Annotated in this window: 16 protein-coding genes; 7 read left to right on the forward strand and 9 right to left on the reverse strand. The window is 56.9% G+C overall.

What is annotated here, in order from left to right; genetic code table 11:
* Positions 1–153: 153 nt before the first annotated feature.
* The 7 genes from MIH18_RS01635 to erpA all read left to right on the forward strand — a co-directional run bounded on the left by MIH18_RS01635 (position 154) and on the right by erpA (position 5471).
* On the forward strand, positions 154–402 hold the full coding sequence (locus MIH18_RS01635) for a BolA/IbaG family iron-sulfur metabolism protein (protein ID WP_249013709.1): 249 nt from the start codon (positions 154–156) through the stop codon (positions 400–402).
* 17 nt (positions 403–419) lie between these two features.
* Complete coding sequence (gene grxD / locus MIH18_RS01640) at positions 420–737, forward strand: Grx4 family monothiol glutaredoxin (RefSeq protein WP_249013710.1); 318 nt, start codon at positions 420–422, stop codon at positions 735–737.
* Between the two features lie 281 nt (positions 738–1018).
* Positions 1019–2266 carry a P-loop NTPase gene (locus MIH18_RS23885; protein ID WP_283164814.1) on the forward strand — a complete coding sequence of 416 codons (1248 nt, stop codon included), beginning with the start codon at positions 1019–1021 and terminating at the stop codon, positions 2264–2266.
* Positions 2259–2894, forward strand: coding sequence for a NifU family protein (locus MIH18_RS01655; RefSeq protein ID WP_249014586.1), 636 nt, complete (start codon positions 2259–2261; stop codon positions 2892–2894). Before MIH18_RS23885 ends, MIH18_RS01655 begins: the two co-directional genes overlap by 8 nt.
* Positions 2891–4639, forward strand: a complete 1749-nt coding sequence (locus tag MIH18_RS01660; RefSeq protein ID WP_249013711.1) for a protein adenylyltransferase SelO family protein — start codon at positions 2891–2893, stop codon at positions 4637–4639. Before MIH18_RS01655 ends, MIH18_RS01660 begins: the two co-directional genes overlap by 4 nt.
* Before the next feature lie 87 nt (positions 4640–4726).
* Positions 4727–5077, forward strand: a complete 351-nt coding sequence (locus MIH18_RS01665; RefSeq protein ID WP_249013712.1) for a tetratricopeptide repeat protein — start codon at positions 4727–4729, stop codon at positions 5075–5077.
* 40 nt (positions 5078–5117) lie between these two features.
* Positions 5118–5471 (forward strand): iron-sulfur cluster insertion protein ErpA, encoded by a 354-nt coding sequence (erpA, locus tag MIH18_RS01670; protein WP_014871238.1) that lies wholly within the window; start codon positions 5118–5120, stop codon positions 5469–5471.
* On the opposite strand, the gene idi is transcribed toward erpA, so the two are convergent.
* The 9 genes from idi to sufB all read right to left on the reverse strand — a co-directional run bounded on the left by idi (position 5464) and on the right by sufB (position 15656).
* Complete coding sequence (gene idi / locus MIH18_RS01675; RefSeq protein WP_249013713.1) at positions 5464–6018, reverse strand: isopentenyl-diphosphate Delta-isomerase; 555 nt, start codon at positions 6016–6018, stop codon at positions 5464–5466. The two genes, erpA and idi, sit on opposite strands and share 8 nt — an antisense overlap.
* A 4-nt stretch (positions 6019–6022) precedes the next feature.
* A complete protein-coding gene (locus tag MIH18_RS01680; RefSeq protein ID WP_249013714.1) occupies positions 6023–8302 on the reverse strand; it encodes a hydroxymethylglutaryl-CoA reductase, degradative in 2280 nt (759 codons plus the stop codon).
* A gap of 12 nt (positions 8303–8314) precedes the next feature.
* Complete coding sequence (locus MIH18_RS01685; RefSeq protein ID WP_249013715.1) at positions 8315–9400, reverse strand: hypothetical protein; 1086 nt, start codon at positions 9398–9400, stop codon at positions 8315–8317.
* A complete protein-coding gene (gene mvaD, locus MIH18_RS01690) occupies positions 9397–10500 on the reverse strand; it encodes a diphosphomevalonate decarboxylase (RefSeq protein ID WP_249013716.1) in 1104 nt (367 codons plus the stop codon). The genes MIH18_RS01685 and mvaD overlap by 4 nt, the downstream gene beginning before the upstream one ends.
* Positions 10501–10579: 79 nt before the next feature.
* On the reverse strand, positions 10580–11422 hold the full coding sequence (locus tag MIH18_RS01695; RefSeq protein ID WP_249013717.1) for an iron-sulfur cluster assembly protein: 843 nt from the start codon (positions 11420–11422) through the stop codon (positions 10580–10582).
* 273 nt (positions 11423–11695) lie between these two features.
* Positions 11696–12049: an iron-sulfur cluster assembly accessory protein gene (locus tag MIH18_RS01700; protein WP_249013718.1), complete on the reverse strand. Its 354-nt coding sequence runs from the start codon at positions 12047–12049 to the stop codon at positions 11696–11698.
* Between the two features lie 59 nt (positions 12050–12108).
* A complete protein-coding gene (sufD, locus tag MIH18_RS01705) occupies positions 12109–13395 on the reverse strand; it encodes a Fe-S cluster assembly protein SufD (protein WP_249013719.1) in 1287 nt (428 codons plus the stop codon).
* A gap of 12 nt (positions 13396–13407) precedes the next feature.
* Positions 13408–14172, reverse strand: coding sequence for a Fe-S cluster assembly ATPase SufC (sufC, locus tag MIH18_RS01710; RefSeq protein ID WP_249013720.1), 765 nt, complete (start codon positions 14170–14172; stop codon positions 13408–13410).
* A 35-nt stretch (positions 14173–14207) separates the two neighbouring features.
* Entirely contained in the window at positions 14208–15656 is a 1449-nt protein-coding gene (sufB, locus tag MIH18_RS01715) for a Fe-S cluster assembly protein SufB (protein ID WP_249013721.1), read from the reverse strand.
* Positions 15657–15773 lie beyond the last annotated feature (117 nt).

The raw sequence follows: 15773 nt of genomic DNA on the forward strand, positions 1-15773 counted from the left end.
GATCGCATGACTGTCCAAATTCAACCCCCTTTCGTTATGTTTTGGCAGTAGCATTTTTAAACTATCTTGACAATATTATAGTTTCGGAACGATACTATAATCCTGCCGTATTGGTGAAGGCCATGAGGCCTTGGTAACCCTTGGGAGGACAAAGTGCTGACAGCGAATGATCTAAGAGACTACATCATGAATGGGCTGACCTGCGATCATGTGGAAGTGCAGGGCGATGACGGCCAGCACTTCGAAGCGGTCATCGTGAGCCAGCAATTTGCCGGCAAAAATAAGATACAGCAGCATCAACTGGTTTATCTGGCACTCGGAGATCGGATGCGCTCGGAGATTCACGCGCTGGCCATGCGCACTTTTACTCCCCAAACCTGGGCGCAACCAGCCACCAAATAACGTCGGAGAAATCAAATATGAACGTACAGGAAAAAATTCTCAGTCAAATCACAACTGATACCGTTGTGCTCTACATGAAGGGCAAACCCCAGTCTCCGCTGTGTGGTTTTTCTAATACGACTGTGCAGGTATTGAATGCCTGCGGCGTGCAGGATTTTGCTGCTGTAGATGTGCTGGCCGATCCGGAAATCCGCGATGGCATTAAGGTGTACAGCAACTGGCCGACCATTCCTCAGCTCTACATCAAGGGCGAGTTTGTCGGTGGTGCCGATATTGTGCGTGAAATGTATGAGCAAGGTGAACTGCAGAAATTGCTCCAATCAGCGCTGGATTGATGACATTGAAACCGGTGAAGGGCGGGCTCCCAACGATGCAACGCTTGACTGCACCAGAACTGGCCGCATGGTTTTAACCACGTTAGCAACCTTACAGGTGGCGTTCATGCCTGGGCTCTGCAAATCGACGGCACGATGCCGACCTATTGAGTTTCAGGTTTATCGACTTTCGCAAAATGATGGTAGGCAATAAGCGTATGAACTGGGATTGGTTGTTATTTTGGCGGCAGAGATCAAAGCCACGTTCTCCCCCGTTAATTGAAAATACAAGGAATTTAACCATGCAGACCACTGACCGTAATCACCCCCACACGCCTGGCACGTCATCCGCGTCAGCTGGTAACTCGGATAAACTGCCGGGGATACGTCATATCATCGCCGTCGGAAGTGGCAAGGGCGGCGTCGGAAAATCCACGGTGAGTGTGAATTTAGCGCTGGCACTGCAGCAGCTTGGGGCGCGCGTCGGAATCGTAGACGCCGACATTCTTGGCCCTAGTATTCCCGGTATGCTCGGCATCGCAACCGGTGAGAAGCCAACGACGACCCAGAGTGGCAAGATGATCCCTGCGGAGGGGCATGGCCTGAAGGTAGTGTCGATGGCCATGCTCACCGAAGACGACCAACCGGCTGTTTTACGCGGACCGATGGTGGGGAAATACCTGAAAATGTTCGTCGACGGCGTGCAATGGGGATCGCTGGACTACCTGATTCTTGACCTTCCACCCGGCACCGGCGACGTCCAGTTGACGCTGGCACAGAGTATGCCGCTGTCGGGTGTGGTGATCGTAACAACACCTCAGGCCGTTAGCCTCAAGATCGCCCGCCGAGGCTTGCGGATGTTCGAGAAGGTGCAGGTCAAGATTCTTGGGCTCGTCGAAAACATGCGCACCTTTACCTGTCCTCACTGCGGGGAGAATACGGATATTTTCCGTCACGGCGGTGGCGAGCAGATGAGCGAAGAGCTTGGCGTCCCGTTTCTGGGTGCCTTACCTCTCGATGCCGATGTCGTTACCAGCGGTGATGAGGGTCGCCCGATAGTGGCACAGCAACCAGCGTCGGTCAGCGCCAAGGTGTATGCCACCATCGCCACGGCGCTTGTGGAGCAGCTCAACGGGTCGGTCACGGTGCTGAAGCCGTTTGTCTGGACGTGGGACAGCAACGAGGGCGCCCCTGACTGGACGGAAGATGCGGCACGGCCTGCTGGATCGCAGAACACCCCGATCGGTTTACTGCGTCGCGATCCGCGCACGTTATCCATCCTCTGGGAGGATGGTCATCGCGACGACTTTGACGTCCGCGATCTGCGCCTGGCCTGCCATTGCGCCCTTTGTGTCGAGGAAATGAGCGGGCGCAAGCTACTCGATCCTAAGACAATACGCCATGATGTGGCGCCGCGACAGATCGTGAGCATAGGTAACTATGCAATCAAGTTTGATTGGAACGACGGCCATAACAGCGGAATATATACGTTTAATAATCTGCGTATCTTGGGTTCGCGCGCCGCAGCAAGCGATATTGAAAATGTCTGATTTCCGGCCTGCGGATCAGCCGGTCAGTATTCGCGCGGAGTCTTCGCTCGCCGACCCCGACACGTGTAAGTTCATCGTGAGCCGTAGCTTGCACCCCGGCGGTCCTTTCTTTTTCGGCAACAAAGAACGAGCCGTTGGTTCACCGCTCGGCGAGCAACTGTTCGCACTCTCTGGCGTGGCCAATCTGCTCATTGCCGATAACGTGGTGACCGTGTGCAAAGAGCCGGCCGCCTCGTGGTCAGGGCTGAAAGCGGATATCGGAATGGCCATCCGTACGCAGCTGCGGACTGGCGTGCCGGCGATTCTGGAAATGTCTGTTCATAACGGTGTGCAAGGAAGGTCCGATGCAGAGCTTACTGCGGCTGTTCAGGAGCTTCTGGACAAAGAGGTCAATCGTTCAATCGCTAACCACGGCGGGAAGATTTCTATTGTCGGGGTCCTGCAAGGGACGCTTTCCATCACCATGAGCGGCGGCTGCCAGGGATGCGCTTCTTCTCAGGTAACCCTGAGGCAAGGATTCGAAGTCATGCTCAAAAGAGTTGCCCCGGAAATTGAAGATGTTATCGATGTAACTGACCACGCAGCGGGAAAGCAGCCTTTCTACCCGCGCCATAAGGAACCCTTGTGATAAAGCGACCGCCCCAGAAAACCGCCCCTATTGTCTCGACTCTCGACGATCTTGCAACCTTGGCAAACTATTCGCTCATGGACTCACTCAACTGTGACCCTGACGCGAAAGTAAATGGACGCGACCACGCCCCACGACAAGTCTTCACGGGCCACTATGTTCCCGTCAATCCCACGCCAATTGAAAACCCGGAGTACGTCGCGCACAGCAAAAACCTGTTTCGCGAACTGGGCTTCGCCGACAGAATGGCGCAGTCGGCCGACTTCATCCGCGTGTTCTCTGGCGACCTTGAGAACGTTCCGGAGCCGATGCGCCAGATCGGTTGGGCGTGTGGCTACGCACTTTCCATCTACGGCACCGAATACACCCAACAGTGCCCGTTCCAAACCGGCAACGGATACGGCGACGGTCGCGCCATTTCAGTGCTTGAGGCCGTCATCAACGGTCACCGCTGGGAGATGCAGTTGAAAGGTGGCGGCCGGACACCATACTGCCGCGGTGCGGACGGTCGGGCGGTCCTGCGGTCGAGTGTGCGGGAATTTCTGGCGCAGGAGCACATGCACGCGCTTGGGGTGCCAACGTCACGGTCGCTGAGTTTGTACGTGTCAAAAACAGAGAAGGTCAAGCGGCCGTGGTACTCGGAGGGCTCACGCTCGAGAGATCCAGACACGCTTGTATCGGAGCCAGTCGCCATCTCGACGCGCGTCGCACCTTCGTTCATTAGGGTTGGTCAACTGGAGCTCTTCGGCCGCCGTGCTCGGAAGAAAGAACACCCGCAAGCGATGGAAGAGCTTGAGAAAATTGTGTTGCACCTGATCGACCGTGAGTACGGTGACGTCATCGATCAGAACCTGGCAACCAGCGAAAAAGTGGTGTTGCTTGCGCGGGAGTTCCGCGGCCGACTCACATCGCTTGTAGCGAACTGGATTCGTGTCGGCTACTGCCAGGGAAACTTCAACAGTGACAACTGTGCGGCCGGCGGTTTCACCCTCGACTACGGCCCCTTCGGATTCTGCGATGTATTTGATCCGCAGTACCAGCCATGGACGGGTGGGGGACATCACTTCTCGTTTCTGAACCAACCACTGGCGTCAGAACGCAATTTTCACACGTTTTGTTCGGCGTTGCGCCCGTTGCTGACGGCGCATCAGGACTGTCTGCTTGAACTCGACGAGATCCAAAGCGATTTCCCGAAAGCGATGCAAACGCAGATGAAGAAGATGTGGGCGGCCAAACTTGGGCTCGCCACTTTTCACCAGGCCTTGTTCAGTGAACTCGCAACGTTGATGGTGCAAACGCCTGTTGATTACACCCTGTTCTTCCGCCAGCTCTCGGCGGTGCCCGACGACATTGGTCCGCTCAAAAAAAGCTTCTACAACAGCTCAGCGTATGAATCAGACCCCGCGGGCATGGACCAACCCTGGTCAGAGTGGCTCAAAAAATGGAAAACGCTTGCCGGCATTGTCAGCACAACCGATGCAACTGCAGCTGCGCCGCGCGCTCGTGAGGAGCTCTCTCAACAGATGAAACTCGTCAACCCGAAATACAGTTTGCGGGAGTGGTTCGTTGTGCCTGCGTATCAGCAAGCAGCTGCGGGGGATTACTCGCTAGTTCGAGAACTGCAGGAAGTCATGACACAGCCATACGCTGAGCAATCGCAAGACGTAGAGGAAAAATACTATCGGCTGAAGCCGCTGGAGCTCTTCGAAGTTGGCGGGTCGTCATACTACAGCTGCTCGTCATGACCCAAAAAGTAACGGAAAAGTTGATCGAAAACCAGCTGATTGTAGACGTTATGAGGCGTGACGAAAAGATCGATAGGAGCCACAGGTATGGCTGATCAACTTAACGAAAAAAAAGCGTTTTTGACATGGGAAGAATCGGTGGTGGCCTTACAAACCGATGCTGGACAGGGCTCCGCCCGTGCGCAACGTTTATTGGCGATGCGATACTTGCGCGGCCGTGGAGTGCCTAAAGATGAGACCATCGCTTTTTATTGGATGCAGCTCGCCGCACAACAAAATTTTGCCTTGGCACACCGCAGTCTGGGCGAGCTTTACGAAAATGGCTCAGGTATCGCGCTGGATATGACCCTGGCGGGCCATTGGTATCGTCTTGCAGCAGAGCAGGGCGATCCCATCGCTAAAAAACATTTGCAACGTTTAGCACAGCCAAACACGTGATGTAAAAAACAGTCAAATACCAAAGTACCCGGAGGCAATTTTGAGCATAGTCCAGGAACACACCATAACCCCGCTGTTTCTCAGTGAAAGTGCGGTGTCCAAAGTACGTGAATTGGTCGAAGAAGAAGGCAACGAGAACCTGAAGCTTCGGGTGTTCGTAACCGGCGGCGGCTGCTCTGGATTTCAGTACGGCTTCTCGTTCGATAAGGTGCAAGATGATGAAGACGCGGTGATTCAAAAAGACGGCATGAGTCTTCTGGTCGACCCCATGAGCTATCAGTATCTTGTAGGCGCAATGGTCGATTATCAGGAGGGGCTACAGGGAGCACAGTTTGTCGTGCAGAACCCGAACGCCAGCTCAACCTGTGGTTGCGGCAGTTCGTTCACTATCTAGTGTCGATATGGTTGCGCCCCCGGTCCATCAGTGCCTTCCATTCCATCTTGAACCAGGGTGTGTACCCGGATGGCGCGTCTTCGAGCTCGCGAGTCACTTCTTCGATGGGCACCCAGCGCCAGTCGGTAATTTCGGCCGGGTGCACCCGGGCTTCGCCACCCGATGAGCCGATGTATACGTGGCACAATTCGTGCTCAGCACCGCGATCACCGAAATCGGCTTGGTAGATGAACTTGTAAACGAATGTCAGCGACGCTTCCAGCCCCAGTTCTTCCCGTAGACGGCGGTGAAGCGCCTGGTCCATTGTCTCACCACGTCGGGGATGCGAACAGCAGCTGTTGGACCAGTAAAGGGGCCAGAGCGGTTTGCCCGCCGCACGCTGCTGCAGCAACACCCGGCCCTGTTTGTCGAACAGGAAAATTGAGAACGCCCGGTGCAGGGTTCCATGGCCTTCGTGGCAGTCGCTTTTTGAGCGATAGCCTACTTCGTTGTCATCTTCATCAACGAGTATAAGGGGCTCGTCATCGAACGATACTTTTTCGCGCATATCCTCACCTATTTTTCGGCTTACCGCCCATTGTAACCTGAATTGTCTGATAGCCGGCCTCACGAATACCCGATTCTATTCGATCGGCAGCGCCGGTTTCCGGCGGACACAGGGCAATGATGGAACCACCGCCGCCGCCGCCGGTGAGCTTTGCCCCGAGAGCACCGTGGCGGCGGGCAATCTGGATCATTTCCTCCAGTTCCCAGCTCGACACCTGCATCGCGTTCAGCAGGCCATGGCAAATGTTCATCAGCTCTCCCAGCGCTTCGAGCTTGTGCCCGACCAGCGCATCCACGCCCTCGATCACCAGCGAATCGATCTGGTTGAAGATAGTCTCGTACAGTTCGGGGTGCGCTTCGCGTGCCTTGCGAACACGTGCGACTGTCGCCGCGGTCAGGCTCTCGACACCGCTGATACCGACGACCAGCTGCACGGCCTGATCGATCTCGATCACCTTGCGCAGCGGCGATTCACCGGAACGGAAGAGCATGGTCTGGCCATAGGTAGAGAGCGTGTTATCGATACCCGATGGCGTCCCGTGCGCGATCTTTTCGCACTCGAACGCCAGCTCGTTGACGCGCCCGTCATCCAGGCCGAGTTCAAAACAACGGTCTAGTGCGCGAATGGTGGCCACCGCGATCGCCGCCGACCCGCCCAGTCCCATGGCTCGCGGTACGTTGGGGAAAATTTCCAAACGCATGCTTTCGCGTTCGAGTCCGAGCGTCTTGAAAATAATCGCCAAGGATTTCTCATAAGCATGCTGTTTTTCTGCGCTTCGGTGCAATCGCTGCTCCACGCCCCAGCGCGGAATGATCAGTTGCACGCCGTCCCCGCCGCGCTGCACGTGCGCCTGTATGGCCAACGGTATCGGCGTCGCGATCGCGTGCCGCCCGTAAACAACTGCGTGCTCGCCTAGCAGGATGATCTTGCCGTGTCCGCTGGATACGTTGCGTTCCTCGGTAGCGGTTTCAGATTGCGGCTTCTCCTTAGCGGCCTTCACGCGAGGGCTGACAACTTGCTCGATCAACTCTCGCGCCTTCCAGATCTTGATCTCGCCGGATTCGATCAGCCGGTCGACGACGGTTTCGAAGATTTTGGGTGTTGCACCGGCCGCGGCTGCCACGCTTCGGGCGTGCAGCGTCATGTGGCCTTGCTGGATGCCTTCGGTCACAAGCGCGCGGATTGCCGAAAAGTTCTGCGCAAGACCCACCGCGCCCATCACTTCGGCCAGCTCGCGCGCCGAACTCACGCCCAGAAGCCTGAGGTTCATTCCCGCCGTGGGATTGGACTGCAGCGGACCCCCGACAATACCGACCTTGATCGGAATCTCGAGCTGGCCTTCCAACGAGCCGTCTTCGCCCCGCGTCCACTGGGTCAGCGACGTGTAGTGGGACCCGCGCGCAGCCCAGGCGTGGGCGCCCGTCTCGATGGCGCGCCAGTCGTTGCCTGTGGCCAGCGCCACGGCATCGATTCCGTTCATGATGCCCTTGTTATGGGTCGCTGCACGGTAGGGGTCGATCGAGGCAAATTCGTTGGCCAGGATGATTCCATCGCGCACCTGCTCACCATCGAAGCCACGGCCGGCCAGCGCGTCCGGCGGAATCGAGACCCGGGCCTTGACCAGGGCTCGATCGGTCAGATTTGAAAGAATCCGCAGGAACACCTTGCCTTCGGCGATATTCTCGACCAGCGAGGCAACGCCTTCGCACATTGTGTTGACGAGGTTTGCGCCCATCGCGTCGCACGTATCCACCAGCAGGTGGGCGACGACCATGTCACCGCGCTGGCCCGATGATGGGTGAATCAGCACTTGGAGGTCCTTGGCCCCGCCGCCGCGGGCCACCATGTTCGGGTGCAGGCTGTTGGCAAGGTTCAGGATTTCGCTTTTGCGCTGCAGCAGTGCCGCCTTGGCGCGCTGCGGATGCGGTACGTCGACGACCTGGATCTGGCCAATCAAAATCGGCTCGGAGCTTTCAACCCGGAAGCCGCCGCCGGCCCGTGCGATCTTGGCCGCAGAGCTCAGCGCCGCAACGATGGAAGGCTCCTCCACGACCAGTGGAATGGCGTATGCCTTGTCGTTGATCAGGAAATTCAGGCCCAGCGCCAACGGCAGCCCCATGACGCCGATGACGTTTTCGATCATCTTGTCGGCCGACTGGATCGAGAGCGTGTGATCGCCGCTGGCCAGCGCCTGGTAATCCTTGTTCGAAAGCAGGCCCTGCTTGCGAACTTCGCGAACCCGCTGCGAAACCGAAAGTTTGTAGAACTCGGGAATTCTTGCCATGCTTGTTCCTTATTAGTGTTTTCTGCCCGATTCGGGCACCTCGCGCCGCACAGCCTCTGCGCCAAATTCTGACATTGCCAAGTTTAATGGAACCCCGCCACAATCTGAGACGCCGAGCTCGAATGCCCGGAGTCTCTCCGGGTCACGCGCCAGGGCAATTCCAAGGTCGCCACCACCGGCGCCACAACTCTTGTAGACCACGCCGCACTCGTGTCCATGCTTGGCTAGCCGTCGATGGGGGGCGGTCATAACCTCCTTGCCCATGGCATCGCCCAGCGCGACCATCTCAACGGCGTAGGCGGCGCAAGCATCGAACAGGACAGCCCCGTCGTGCGAGTTGGCTACGGCGTGGCGCGCAATCTCGTCCAGGCGGGACCGGATCCGGCCTGCACTAACAGGATCAGCCAGCTTCCAGGTATCGAACGCACCGACAAAATCCGTGGTCTGAGCAGCCTGACGGGTCCAGATTGCGCGCCAATGTAGATCCTTCGGCCAGTTCACCGGCGTGCAGATCGCGAATTCGCCGGTGGATCGAAATTCGCTGATACCACCGCAAAACGCCGCGGCCAGGTCTGCGCCACTGGCACGAGCGCCCAGTGATTCGCGATAAACCGGCAACCATCGACGCAGACGCGCGCGCGGATCCGCCGGACCTGCCGTCCCCGCGAACCACTCGGTCAACGCCACCGCCAGTGCCGCGCAGACGGCCGCACTGGAGCCCAGGCCCAGCTTTATCAATCGTCTGCGGTCGGATTCGAAAAGGGCCCCAGAATCGATCTCGACGTTCATTGTCGTGATCTCGCCGGGTGACCGGCCCAGCACCCGCATGATGCCCGGTATCAACCGACCGGTCAGGCCCAGCACGGAGGAGTCTGCGCCATCGCAGCGCAACACATCGCCCTCGACCCGCATGGCTGCCCGCTCAAATCCGAGCTGAACGGCACTCAACCAGCCCGTACCGCTCGATGCCCGCTGCAACCGGACTTTCACCCGCCGGTCCACCGCCATCACCAGCGCCGGTGCCCCGTCGAGCACGGCATATTCGCCAATCAAAAGCAGTTTGCCCGGCGCAGAGGCCTGGACGCAGTTCACGTTCACGTCTGACCGTCGTCCATGCTCACCGCACCGCAGCCCAGCCCAGCACGCAGAATCTCAGTTACGCCGGCCACATCCTCGAGCGCGGCGGCCACCGTATCTGCCGCTTCCGGTGCACATATCGCTTTGACCTGGGGGCCGGCATCGACGGTAAAAAACACCGCAACGCCCCGGCCGCGCAAACGGCGTATGCGATGCAGGCATTCCATGGTCGTTGCATTGAAATACAGAAGACCAGGCCGGGCCGACATGGCCAGGCCGTGCAGGGCCAGTGCGCTCGCTTCGGAAACGTGCGCCAGCGCATCGAAATCACGGGCCGCGATAGCCGTTCGCGCCAGCGCCAGGTCGTCGGGCTGATTGTTCACCCAGGCCGAATAGAACGGTGACGTTTGTGCGGTCCGCTGCATGCCTTCGGTGGATCCCACCGACTTGCGGCCGCGCTCGCTAACCGCGATCACGACCGCCAACGGCCAGTCCGCCGCCGCGGCCAAGGGTTCGGCGACGCTGTCGCTGCCGTCGGGGAGTTCGCCGCGGTGCATCTCCACGTATCCACCAAAAATCGAGCGCGCGGCGGAGCCGGACCCGATTCGCGCAAGCTCCGAAAGCCTGAAGGGAGAAAGATCCAACCCGTAGGCGCGATCCGCCGCAGTCACCAGCGCGGCGAAACCCGACGCCGACGAGGCCAGACCAGCGCCGGTAGGAAAGTTATTTTGGCTGAAAACCCGGGATCGGGTTTCACTTCCACCGATGGAGCGCATGCGCTTCAGCAGTGCCGTCACGCGCCCTGAACCATGGGCCTCAATCTGACCATCGAGCTCGAAGCTGTCCCGCTCCAGCGCCGGATCCAGTTCCACCCGGGTGCGGGTCCACAGCGCGTCCAGCGTGATCGAGATCGACCCGACGTCCGGCAGGTTCAAGTCCGCATCACGTTTGCCCCAGTACTTGACAAGGGCAAAATTGGCGTAAGCGATGGCCTGGGCTCGACCCGGCGAGTATTGGGTGTTCATGAGATTTGCGACAGATCCGGCTCGTTTGTGGGTGGTACGGTCATTTCTGGCGGGCCACATCCGTTTAGCTTCATCGGTCAGCATGTCGTTGCTCAAGGGCGGGATCTAAGTAGGCCAGAAATTCCACTTGTTTCTGATGGTCGCTTGCCTGGCCAGTGCTGGTCACGATACTGGCTCAGATCAGCCCTAACTCCAGCCGCGCTTCCTCCTCCAGGTTGTCGTAGCTCCAGGGCGGATCAAACACCACATCCACCTTGCCGTCTTTGACATTCGGAACCTGCAATAACTTGTCTTTTACGTCGCCGGCAATAATGGCGCCCATTCCACAACCCGCTGACGTCAGGGTCATTTCAACAAATACAAAATGCTTGTCCTGGTCAATATCCAGTTTATAGATGAGACCCAGACCGACAACATTCACAGGAATTTCCGGGTCATAGACCAGTCGCATCGCATCCCAGCATTGCTGATCACTGATTTGCCCATCCTCAGGGGGTTCGAACACGATGGCGTCTGACTGAAAACCCAGTTTCCGGGTAACTTCTGGGGACAGTCGATACAGATTGCCCTGGTGGTTAACGGTGAAGCTGCCGCCGAGCGCCTGGGTTATCAAGACAGAAGCTCCCTGCGTTAGCGTGACAGACTCACCGGAGGGCACCTTTAAAGCAGGACAGTCTTCTGACAAAACGAATGTCTTGGGCTGCTTTGCCAGTTTTTTTGAGTTCGGTGCCTTGATTGTCGGGGTCTGAAGACCATTCTCTTCATCAAGGCCGATCTGCATGTCCTGAAGATAAGGCACGCTCGCCGCGTCGACATAGAGGATCAGGTCACCAAACTCTTTCCTGACATCCTTGGCTGACTCCTCGCCGGGCGGGCAGAAGGCCAGGCAAGTCTCGGCCTTCTGAGTGCCACCATTCTCCATATAAACACGCACCGTCATTCCAGGCACTTCCTGCTTTGCAAGCAAGGACATCAGGAAATCACGGGCTTCTGGTGTTACTTCAGCATTAATGTTCACGAGCTATACCCCCGTGTTTTGCGTTTTCACGCCGGCGCTTGAGCTGGTTGGTTTTACACTCGTTGCTTACAAAATCCAGCCACCCCAAGTGTTGATCCCAGCTCTCGTCTTTAATATGTTCAGGCTTGTTGCAAGTCATCGTTACGTCCTCAGGCTCTGTGGAAATGAGGGGAACTCTTGACACACTGTCAGCACCCGTTGAGCGTCTACCTCGCGTTTGGTCAGGACCACTTCACGTTCTTGCATGCCTTATCGGGCCTTGTTTGATGTCAATCAAGAGACGGTGAAACTTTCCCCGCAACCGCACTCAGCGGTGGCATTCGGATTGCGGAACAGGAACACGGAGTTCACGCCTTCCGTCACGAAATCGATTTCGATACCGTTGACCAGCGCCAGGTGCTCCTCTTTGACGTAAACATCGACACCGTCAATGTGGAAGATTTTGTCGTCCGCTGCGACATCCTCGGCCCATTGGGTTTCATATTTGAAACCGGAGCAACCGCTCTTCCGAATGGCCAGGCGAATGCCTTTGGCTTGCGCTTGCCTGTTCACTTGTTTAAGCACATGTTTGACTGCGCTTGGCGTCATGGTGACGGCAACGGTTGGTGTGAATACTTCGGTTGTCATGGTTCCACCTCCATCAGGCAAAAAGACGCTGGATTTTCTGCAGGGCCGTGAATAACGGCTCACGCCTCCTGAAACGTTTGGTTGAAAAAGTCATTCAGCCGAAGCTGCACGGCTTCTCGAACCGCCTCAACGGGAATCTGTTCAACCAGCTCGTTGATAAATGCGATGGTCAACAACGTGTTGGCTTCGCGACGACCGACACCACGGGAAACCAGGTAAAACAACGAGGTTTTATTGAGCTGGCCAATGGTGGCACCGTGGGCGCATTTTACGTCGTCAGCGTAAATTTCCAGCTCGGGCTTGGTGTCGATTTCTGCGCCGGTCGAGAGCAACAGATTCTTGTTGTTCATATTGGCGTTGGATTTCTGGGCATCCTGATGAATATGGATGCGCCCATTGAAAATCGCATGAGACTGGCCAGAAGCGATGTTGCGATAGGTTTCTTCGCTGTCGCAATGGGCTGCTATGTGCTCGATGGACGTGTGGTTGTCGTAGTGCTGTTTGCCCTGCGTGACCACGACACCGTTCAGTTTGCACTCGGCGCCTTCACCTTCAAGACGTACCTGCAGATCGTGCCGACGCAGCGGGCCGCCAAAGCCAACGCAGTGGCTTTCAAACCGCGAGGCGGTCGCCTGGCGAACACCCGTTGCACCGATGTGCTGAACGCTTTCGCCTTCCAGAGTCAGCCTCACGCTGGTTATCCGGGCACCTTCCGCCAGAACAAATTCAGTGACCGTGTTGACCATCACCGGCTCACTACCGCTGGAAATGTACTCTTCTACCAGCGTCATCTGGCTGTGCCTTGCCGCATCGACGTAAATCCGCGGATAGGCGGAACCTACCGACGAAGCGGAGACTTCATGGATGATGAATAGCGGCTGGTCGAGAACGGCTTCTTTGTCCAGCTGGATAAACAGGCCATCCTCAAACCGGGCGGAGTTCAGCCTGGCCATCTGTACGGTTTGGCTGTCCAACGTGTTGTCCAGGCGTTCTGCCAGCGCAGCGACGGTATGGTCGTCAAGGTCGCAGAACCGCTGAATACGAATGCCGTTAAGATCCGGAAAGTCGCTGGCTTCCGGAACCATTACGCCGTTGCGAAAAACCACGCGGTATCCAGTCATGGACAAGCTGGTGCCTTCCTTGCCACGGGAGGGGAGGGCAACGGCAAGCTCATCTGACAGCTTTAGGTGGCGGACGGAATACTTCCAGTTCTCGGTTTTACGGGTCGGCAATGGCATATCCACCAGAGCCGTACCCTTTTGTTTGCGCAATTCGAGCAAAGGCCCGGGCAGGTAGTTGCCGGCTGGCTCAAGAAAGACGCGGGAAAGCGTGGGTGCTGACTTCATTCGGTGGCCTCCTTAGCTGGCTGTGGCTTCTTTGTCTTTCACGTTGAGCCAGCCGTAACCGCGCTCTTCAAGCTCATAGGCCAGCTCGCGCCCGCCGGATTTGACAATTTTTCCATCGGCAAGAACGTGAACATAGTCCGGCACAATGTGGTTCAGCAGGCGCTGGTAGTGAGTCACCATCAAGATGGCCCGATCTTTAGCGCGCAGGGCGTTCACACCGTCGGAAACCACGTGCAGCGCATCGATGTCCAACCCGGAATCGGTTTCGTCCAGAATGGCCAGCTTGGGTTGAAGCAGCAGCGCCTGCAAAATCTCGTTGCGCTTCTTCTCGCCACCGGAAAAGCCCTCGTTTACGCCGCGCTTAAGGAAGGCCGGATCCAGATCGACTTGCATGGACACTTCCCTCGCATGCTTCATAAACTCAGCCGCGTTCATCTCCGGCTCGCCACGGTGGCCGCGCATGGAATTGACGGCGGTACGTAGGAACTGCAGGTTGCTGACGCCTGGAATCTCTACCGGGTACTGAAACGCCAAGAAAACGCCTTCACGGGCCCGTTCTTCGGTTTTTTGGTCCAGCAGGTTTTCACCGTTAAAGGTGATTTCACCCTCGGTGACTTCAAAGGTTTCACTGCCTGCCAGAACCTGTGACAGGGTGCTTTTACCTGAGCCATTGGGGCCCATAATGGCGTGGATTTCCCCGGCTTTAATTTCGAGGTTGATGCCCTTGAGGATTTCTTCACCCCCAACGGACGCGTGCAGATTTTTGATGTTCAGCATGTATTGGTTTCTCTCTGTAATCTGAAATTCTGTATTTAACCGACAGAGCCTTCAAGGCTCACCTCAAGCAATTTGCCAGCTTCAACGGCGAACTCCATCGGCAGTTCCTTGAACACCTCTTTACAGAAGCCGTTCACAATCATCGAAACGGCCTGTTCAGGGTTGATACCGCGCTGGCGACAAAGGAACATTTGTTCGTCGCTGACCTTGGAGGTCGTAGCTTCATGCTCGATGATGCCCGATTTATTTTTGCTCTCGATGTACGGGAAGGTATGCGCACCGCAGCGGTCGCCAATCAGCAGCGAGTCGCACTGGGTAAAGTTGCGCGCACCCTCTGCGCCTGGGCCAAACTTCACCAGGCCACGATAGGCGTTCGAGCTGTTACTGGCAGAAATCCCTTTGGCGATGATGGTGCTGGACGTGTTCTTGCCCAGGTGGATCATCTTGGTGCCAGTGTCGGCTTGCTGGTAATTGTTGGTCAGCGCCACGGAGTAGAATTCGCCAACGCTGTTTTCGCCCCGAAGGATGCAGCTCGGATACTTCCAGGTAACGGCAGATCCGGTTTCTACCTGAGTCCAGGAAATCTTGGAGTTTTTGCCGATGGCAGCGCCACGTTTGGTGACGAAGTTGAAGATGCCGCCCTTGCCGTTTTCATCGCCCGGATACCAGTTCTGAACGGTGGAGTACTTGATCTGGGCGTCGTCCAGGGCCACCAGTTCGACCACAGCTGCGTGGAGCTGATTTTCATCCCGCATAGGCGCGGTGCAGCCTTCCAAATAGCTGACGTAGCTGCTGTCTTCGGCGATGATCAGGGTGCGTTCGAACTGCCCAGTGTTGGCTGCGTTGATGCGGAAATAGGTAGACAGCTCCATGGGGCAACGCACGCCTTTCGGTATGTACACGAAGGTGCCGTCGGAGAAGACCGCAGAGTTCAGGCCAGCAAAGAAGTTGTCACCCGCCGGAACGACAGAGCCCAGATATTTTTTGACCAGCTCCGGGTGTTCCTGAATGGCTTCGGACATGGAGCAGAAAATCACGCCTGCTTTGGCGAGTGGTTCTTTGAACGTTGTCGCTACTGAAACCGAGTCAAACACGGCATCGACTGCCACGCCTGCCAGCTGTTCACGCTCGTGCAGGGGGATGCCCAGTTTTTCGTAGGTTCTGAGTAGCTCCGGGTCGACTTCGTCCAGGCTCTGGAGCATGTCTTCTTTGCGCTTGGGCGCGGAATAATAGGAAATTGAGTTGTAGTCAATTTTTGGGTAACCCACGTGCGCCCAGTTCGGCTCATCCATTTCCAGCCAACGACGATAAGCCTTTAGCCGCCACTCAAGCATCCATTCCGGCTCTTTCTTAAGGCCGGAAAGGCGGGCAATCACGTCCTCGTTCAATCCAGGTTCGAAAGTGTTGGATTCAATCTCAGTCACGAAACCGTGCTCGTATTCCCGCTTGACCAGCTCGTTCACTTCTCTATCAGTGGTCGCCATGATCGTCACTCCTTATCTTTCATTGAAGGCTCCAGAAGCCTCGGTTTTCTGCGGTTTTCATTTAATACCCGAGGTCACCATCGCTGTAACCCTATAAACCGGGGACGGCCCTCAGCT

Source organism: Marinobacter sp. M3C, from assembly GCF_023311895.1.
GTDB lineage: Bacteria > Pseudomonadota > Gammaproteobacteria > Pseudomonadales > Oleiphilaceae > Marinobacter.

Excerpts from the sequence above, each read along its gene's own strand:
- MIH18_RS01655 (WP_249014586.1), top strand. The coding sequence starts at position 2,259 with ATGTCTGATTTCCGGCCTGCGGATCAGCCGGTCAGTATTCGCGCGGAG.
- MIH18_RS23885 (WP_283164814.1), top strand. The coding sequence starts at position 1,019 with ATGCAGACCACTGACCGTAATCACCCCCACACGCCTGGCACGTCATCC.
- MIH18_RS01680 (WP_249013714.1), bottom strand. The coding sequence starts at position 8,302 with ATGGCAAGAATTCCCGAGTTCTACAAACTTTCGGTTTCGCAGCGGGTT.
- sufC (WP_249013720.1), bottom strand. The coding sequence starts at position 14,172 with ATGCTGAACATCAAAAATCTGCACGCGTCCGTTGGGGGTGAAGAAATC.
- MIH18_RS01700 (WP_249013718.1), bottom strand. The coding sequence starts at position 12,049 with ATGACAACCGAAGTATTCACACCAACCGTTGCCGTCACCATGACGCCA.
- grxD (WP_249013710.1), top strand. The coding sequence starts at position 420 with ATGAACGTACAGGAAAAAATTCTCAGTCAAATCACAACTGATACCGTT.
- sufD (WP_249013719.1), bottom strand. The coding sequence starts at position 13,395 with ATGAAGTCAGCACCCACGCTTTCCCGCGTCTTTCTTGAGCCAGCCGGC.
- sufB (WP_249013721.1), bottom strand. The coding sequence starts at position 15,656 with ATGGCGACCACTGATAGAGAAGTGAACGAGCTGGTCAAGCGGGAATAC.
- MIH18_RS01665 (WP_249013712.1), top strand. The coding sequence starts at position 4,727 with ATGGCTGATCAACTTAACGAAAAAAAAGCGTTTTTGACATGGGAAGAA.
- idi (WP_249013713.1), bottom strand. The coding sequence starts at position 6,018 with ATGCGCGAAAAAGTATCGTTCGATGACGAGCCCCTTATACTCGTTGAT.